This is a genomic window from Caulobacter sp. P1_B12_2 (genome assembly GCF_056406675.1).
Genome location: NZ_JBFTZS010000375.1, coordinates 1 through 4,616 on the forward strand (window position 1 = coordinate 1; position 4,616 = coordinate 4,616).

A 4,616-nucleotide genomic window follows, 5' to 3' on the forward strand; every position below is an offset into this window, starting at 1 on the left:
GGTCTATACGCGGGTCTATACGCGCTCGTCGAGCGCCGGCATGAAGCGCGACAACAGCGCGGTCAGCGGCGACTGGCGTCACCAGTTCAAGGGTTCCGAGCACGAGCTGGACGCCCACCTGGAATACGAGGTCACCGACTTCCAGCGCGACGGAACGGCCTTCATCGACAACGCGGCCGTCGCCGATGCCCACGAGTCGTTCGGCTTCGGCTCGGACCAGGACCGGGTGAATTTCAAGCTCGACTACACCCGTCCGACGTCCGGCGAGTCCAAGCTGAAGACCGGGCTGGATTTCGAGGTCGTCGACAACGACTACGACAACCACGGCTCGACGGGGCCGACGGCCGCCGACCAGACCGTCGATCCGCGCCGGACCAACCGCTTCCTCTACAGCCAGGACGTCTATGCCGGCTACGTCACCTATGAGCGGCCGTTCGGCGACTTCACGGCGCTGGGCGGTCTGCGCGCCGAGCAGGTCGAGATCCGCACCAACCAGGTGACGACGGGGCAGAAAGACGACAACGCCTATTTCCACGTCTATCCGTCGCTGCACCTGGGCTACACCCTGACCCAGGCCCAGACCCTGACGGCCAACTACAGCAAGCGGGTCCAGCGTCCGCAGTCCCAGGACCTGAACCCCTATCCGATCTACCAGGACCCCAAGAACTTCTTCGCCGGCAATCCCGACCTGAAGCCGCAGATCACCGACTCCTACGAGCTTGGGTATCAGTACCGGAAGGGGCCGGCGTCCTACCTGGCCACGCTGTACTACCGCGAGAGCCGCGACGGCGTGACCAACGTGGTGCGCAACCTCGGCGACGGCGTCTTCCTGACCACCCGCGAGAACCTGGCCAAGAGCCGCAACGGCGGGCTGGAGCTGGTGGCCAACGGCAAGCTGACCCCCAAGCTCAGCTACAATGTCAGCGGCAACGCCTATTGGAACGAGATCCAGTCCAACAACCTGGGCGCGGCGGGCACGCGTTCGGGCACGACCCTGACGGGGCGCGGCAGCCTCAGCTGGCAAGCCACGCCCAAGGACTTCTTCCAGCTGAACGGCTTCACCTCGGGCAAGCGCCTGACGCCGCAGGGCTATCGCGAGCCGCTCTCGATGCTGAACCTGGGCTATCGCCGCAAGGTCAACGACAAGCTGAACTTCGTGGTCACGGCCAACGACGTGCTGGACTCGTTCAAGGACAACGCGATCCTCGACACGCCGACCCTGCAACAGCGCGTCGAGCGCCGGGTCGATGTGCGCGCGGTGTTCTTCGGCTTCACCTACGCCCTGGGCGGCGGCAAGGCGCGGCCGGAACAGTTCGACTTCGGCTCGGGGGCCGTCGGCGGCCAGTAGGCTATTTCAGCGTATAGCCGCGGCCGTTCAGGCAGGCGGCGCGCGCCTGGTCGAAGGCGCCCTGGGAGCTGGCGACCGCCGCCGCGCTCGCCTCGTTCTGGGCGCGGGCCGCGCGCCGGTTCTTGCCGCGTCGGATGACGCCGCCCGCCACCGCGCCGGCCACGGCCGCGTCCCCCGCGTCGCCGCCGGAGATGGCGCCGATGCCCGCCCCGACCGCCGCGCCCTTCACCCTGGCCCCGCTGCCGGTCACCGGTGCGGCCGAAGCCTGGGCGGGCTGGGGCGGCCGCATCGGGTCGAAGCCGCTCTGCTGCGTGGCCCATTGTGAGCAGTAGGTCTCGTCCTTCTGCTGCTGCGCCTGGCTCTGGCCCTTGGCGGGGTAGGCGTACTGGGCGAAAGCCGAGCCGGCTGTCCCAAGCTCGCCGACCAGCAGCGCGATCGCCAAGGCCGCTTGGATCCTGGTCGCCATGGAACGCCTCTGTCCTGGAGCGCGCACGCCGTCATGGCGAGCCGAGCTCGATGGAGCAGCTTCGCGCCCGCTCCGACCGGCCGCCATCGGGGCATGGCCGCAAACGCGCCTGGGCCAATTCCCTAGTCCGGCATCAGGAAATCGGGGCGGTCCGGGATTGGTGGAAAATAAGAACAAAATGAGAACAAACGACGTCCGAATCTGACGTGGCGATGCTCCAGATTAAAACCATCCGTTGCGTTCCTCACTCGCACGATTGTGCGGCGGAGGAGGGCGGCGGAGCTGCAATTTTGGCAGAATTATTTGAATTATTTGGAGAATTTTGAAATGACCACCTACGTTTTCGTCGATGACTACAGTCCTGCGCCTAACGGGGATTACGCGCCGGCCTTCACGGCCGCGTTCGCCGCCTCGAACGAGGTGCGGATGCTGGCCAAGACCTATCTGGTCAAGAGCCCCATCGTTCTTCCRGCGCACAACAACATCGCGCTCAGGGGTTGCGGCATCGGGGTGACCAAGATCCAGTCCGACGCGGCCAACCAGCCCGTGATCATCATCAAGGCGGCCACGGATTTCGTCACCATGGCTGACTTCACCGTCGAGCACATCGTCCCCGCCGTGCCCGGCGGCGACGGGATCAAGCTGGAGGTGGCGGCCAACTACAGCTGGGACAACGGCGTAGTCACCAACGTCCGCGCCAATTCCAACTATATCGGCTGGAACCTGGGCATGACGGCCTACACCATCCTGGAGAACTGCGGCGCGTTGAACAACGTCTCGCACGGCTTCAGCTTCACCTCGAACGGCGTCTACTCGCAGAACCCGCTGCAGTACTACCTGCACAAGTGCACGGCCTCGCTGAACGGCGGCGACGGCTACCACTACGCCAGTCAGGGGACGGCTCCGGCCACCTCGGTCGGTGCGCTGGAGGCCTGCGTCACCTACAAGAACACCGGCAACGGCGTGGCCGCCATCGGCGTTTCGACCAACCCCATCGCCAGCATCCGCATCGACGGCGGGTTCTACGGCGAGGACGGCGGTCACGGGATCTACCTCGACACCTGGGGCGCCCAGCACCTGATCCGGCCCGGTTTCATCGAGCTGGAAGGCGACTGCGGCATCTACCTGTCGGACCACAACCGCCAGGTCCAGGTCGGGCCGACGATCGTCACCAACAACGGCAATGACGGCATTCTGGTCAATTGCCCGGACGTGACGATCACCGGTGGCCAGTTCATCGCCAACGGCCGCCTGCACAACGGCGGCCGCGCGAACGGCATCTATTTCTACAGCGGTGGTTCGGGCGTGGTGACGGGCGTGCGGTCGCGGTCGTGGGGTGGTCAGCAGGATTGGGGCGTGGTCACCAACGCCGACGTCCTGCTGGTCGGCAACGACCTGAGGAACAACAACCTCGGGGCCCAGACGGGCGCGACCAACGCGAGCTCGACCGGCAACCGGGTCTAGCCGCGCGGCGTCGGAAGACCAGGAAAAGGGGCATGCGGACGCGCATGCCCCTTTTTCACGTCCCTGGTGATTGGGCCCTTACAGCTTGGCCCGCCAGACGCTTTTCGTAGCGCCAGACCTCCAGCGGGAAGAGCCCTCGGCGGTTTCGGTCGGCACGTTCTCGATCCGCGCCATGGTCCAGCCGGACTTCTCGTAGAACCGCGCGGCGCGGGCGTTGCCGATCGCGCAGGCCAGCCAGGCGACGGCGACGCCGGCCTGGGCCAGCCTGGCCTCGGCGTCGGCCATCAGCACCGCCGCCGCGCCGGTCCCGCGCGCCTCGGCGGCCAGGTAGAACTGATAGAGCTCGTCGTCCTTCAGCAGGTGGAAGCCCAGGGGCGCGCCCACGGGGCCCAGCGTGCGCGCCTTTGGCAAGGCGGCGGCCATCCGGTCCTCGAAGCTCGCCAGTGTGCGCAGGCGGGTCAGGGCCTCGGGCAGCAGCCCCTCATGGCCGTCGCGCCAGCCGGACCACCACAGGCGGGCTAGGGGCTTGAGGTCGGCGGGCTCGGCGTCTCGCACCGCTGTCATCGCGTCGCTCCAGCTAGGCGGCCTTGGCCTTGGCCCGCAGCCGCAGGCAGTAGCCGATGGTCACGGCGATCCCCAGCAGGACCGCGCCGCACCCGCCCGCCACCGCGACCTGGATCGGCGCGAACGCCCAGAGGCCGGCATAGACCAGGCCGCTCAGCACCAGGGACCAGGCCGCGACCCGTCTGGCCTCGCGGGCCTGGGCGCTGGGGACGAAGGTCTTGGGCATCCGGTTGCCGTACCAGGCGATCCAGAGCCCGTTCACGCCGACGACCACCCGCGTGACCGTGTCGCCGTCGATATAGCCCAGCTTGCGCGCCAGGGTCGCGCCGAGCGCCAGGGCGATCATGCCGCCGCCCCAGGCGAGACTCGCGATCAGTTCCTTGTTCATCGTGCAGCCTCCTTGTTGGGCTCCGGCGCCTCCGCGCCGAGGCCGAACGAGTTGACGAAGCCCAGCAGCGCCTCTTCGAGCACCGAGAGCTTCAGGTGATAGATGACGGACTTTCCGGCCTTCTCGGCGTGCACCAGGTCGGCCTCCTTCAGCACCGCGAAGTGCGCCGACATGGTCGGCTTGGAGACGTTGAACTGGTCGCTGAGCTCGCCGGCGCTCATCGGCCCCTTGCGCAGAAGCTGCAGCACCTGCCGGCGGGTGGGATCGGAGAGGGCTCTGAAGACCTGGCTCATGATTTGACAATTAGCTAATCGTCTAAATTAGTCAAGAGGGTTTGCTGGCGGTGTCTGAGGGCGCGTCTTGGGTGGGATCACACTGACTTGCCC

5 protein-coding genes and 1 pseudogene are annotated in these 4,616 nt (G+C 66.9%); 2 read left to right on the forward strand and 4 right to left on the reverse strand.

Translation table 11 applies throughout. The annotated features are described in order from the left end of the window. A partial coding sequence (locus AC1DZ6_RS19425) for an outer membrane beta-barrel family protein (RefSeq protein WP_477098784.1) occupies positions 1–1,348 on the forward strand: 1,348 nt, incomplete at its 5' end. A 1-nt stretch (position 1,349) separates the two neighbouring features. Here AC1DZ6_RS19425 and AC1DZ6_RS19430 read toward each other — a convergent pair. Continuing rightward, complete coding sequence (locus AC1DZ6_RS19430; RefSeq protein WP_477098785.1) at positions 1,350–1,814, reverse strand: hypothetical protein; 465 nt, start codon at positions 1,812–1,814, stop codon at positions 1,350–1,352. A 327-nt stretch (positions 1,815–2,141) separates the two neighbouring features. Between AC1DZ6_RS19430 and AC1DZ6_RS19435 the strand changes: the two genes are divergently transcribed. Further along, positions 2,142–3,278, forward strand: a complete 1,137-nt coding sequence (locus AC1DZ6_RS19435; protein ID WP_477098786.1) for a hypothetical protein — start codon at positions 2,142–2,144, stop codon at positions 3,276–3,278. A gap of 55 nt (positions 3,279–3,333) precedes the next feature. Here the strand turns inward: AC1DZ6_RS19435 and AC1DZ6_RS19440 are convergent. From AC1DZ6_RS19440 to AC1DZ6_RS19450, 3 genes and pseudogenes are all read right to left on the reverse strand, one after another. Next, positions 3,334–3,809, reverse strand: a pseudogene (locus tag AC1DZ6_RS19440) (GNAT family N-acetyltransferase); the annotation flags it as partial. Positions 3,810–3,855: 46 nt separating this feature from the next. After that, a complete protein-coding gene (locus tag AC1DZ6_RS19445; protein WP_477098787.1) occupies positions 3,856–4,230 on the reverse strand; it encodes an ammonium transporter in 375 nt (124 codons plus the stop codon). Next, positions 4,227–4,523 (reverse strand): autorepressor SdpR family transcription factor, encoded by a 297-nt coding sequence (locus AC1DZ6_RS19450; protein ID WP_477098788.1) that lies wholly within the window; start codon positions 4,521–4,523, stop codon positions 4,227–4,229. The genes AC1DZ6_RS19445 and AC1DZ6_RS19450 overlap by 4 nt, the downstream gene beginning before the upstream one ends. Positions 4,524–4,616 lie beyond the last annotated feature (93 nt).

What these genes read in the sequence shown, in the direction of transcription:
- AC1DZ6_RS19430 (WP_477098785.1), bottom strand. Translation starts at nt 1,814, where the DNA reads ATGGCGACCAGGATCCAAGCGGCCTTGGCGATCGCGCTGCTGGTCGGC.
- AC1DZ6_RS19445 (WP_477098787.1), bottom strand. Translation starts at nt 4,230, where the DNA reads ATGAACAAGGAACTGATCGCGAGTCTCGCCTGGGGCGGCGGCATGATC.
- AC1DZ6_RS19450 (WP_477098788.1), bottom strand. Translation starts at nt 4,523, where the DNA reads ATGAGCCAGGTCTTCAGAGCCCTCTCCGATCCCACCCGCCGGCAGGTG.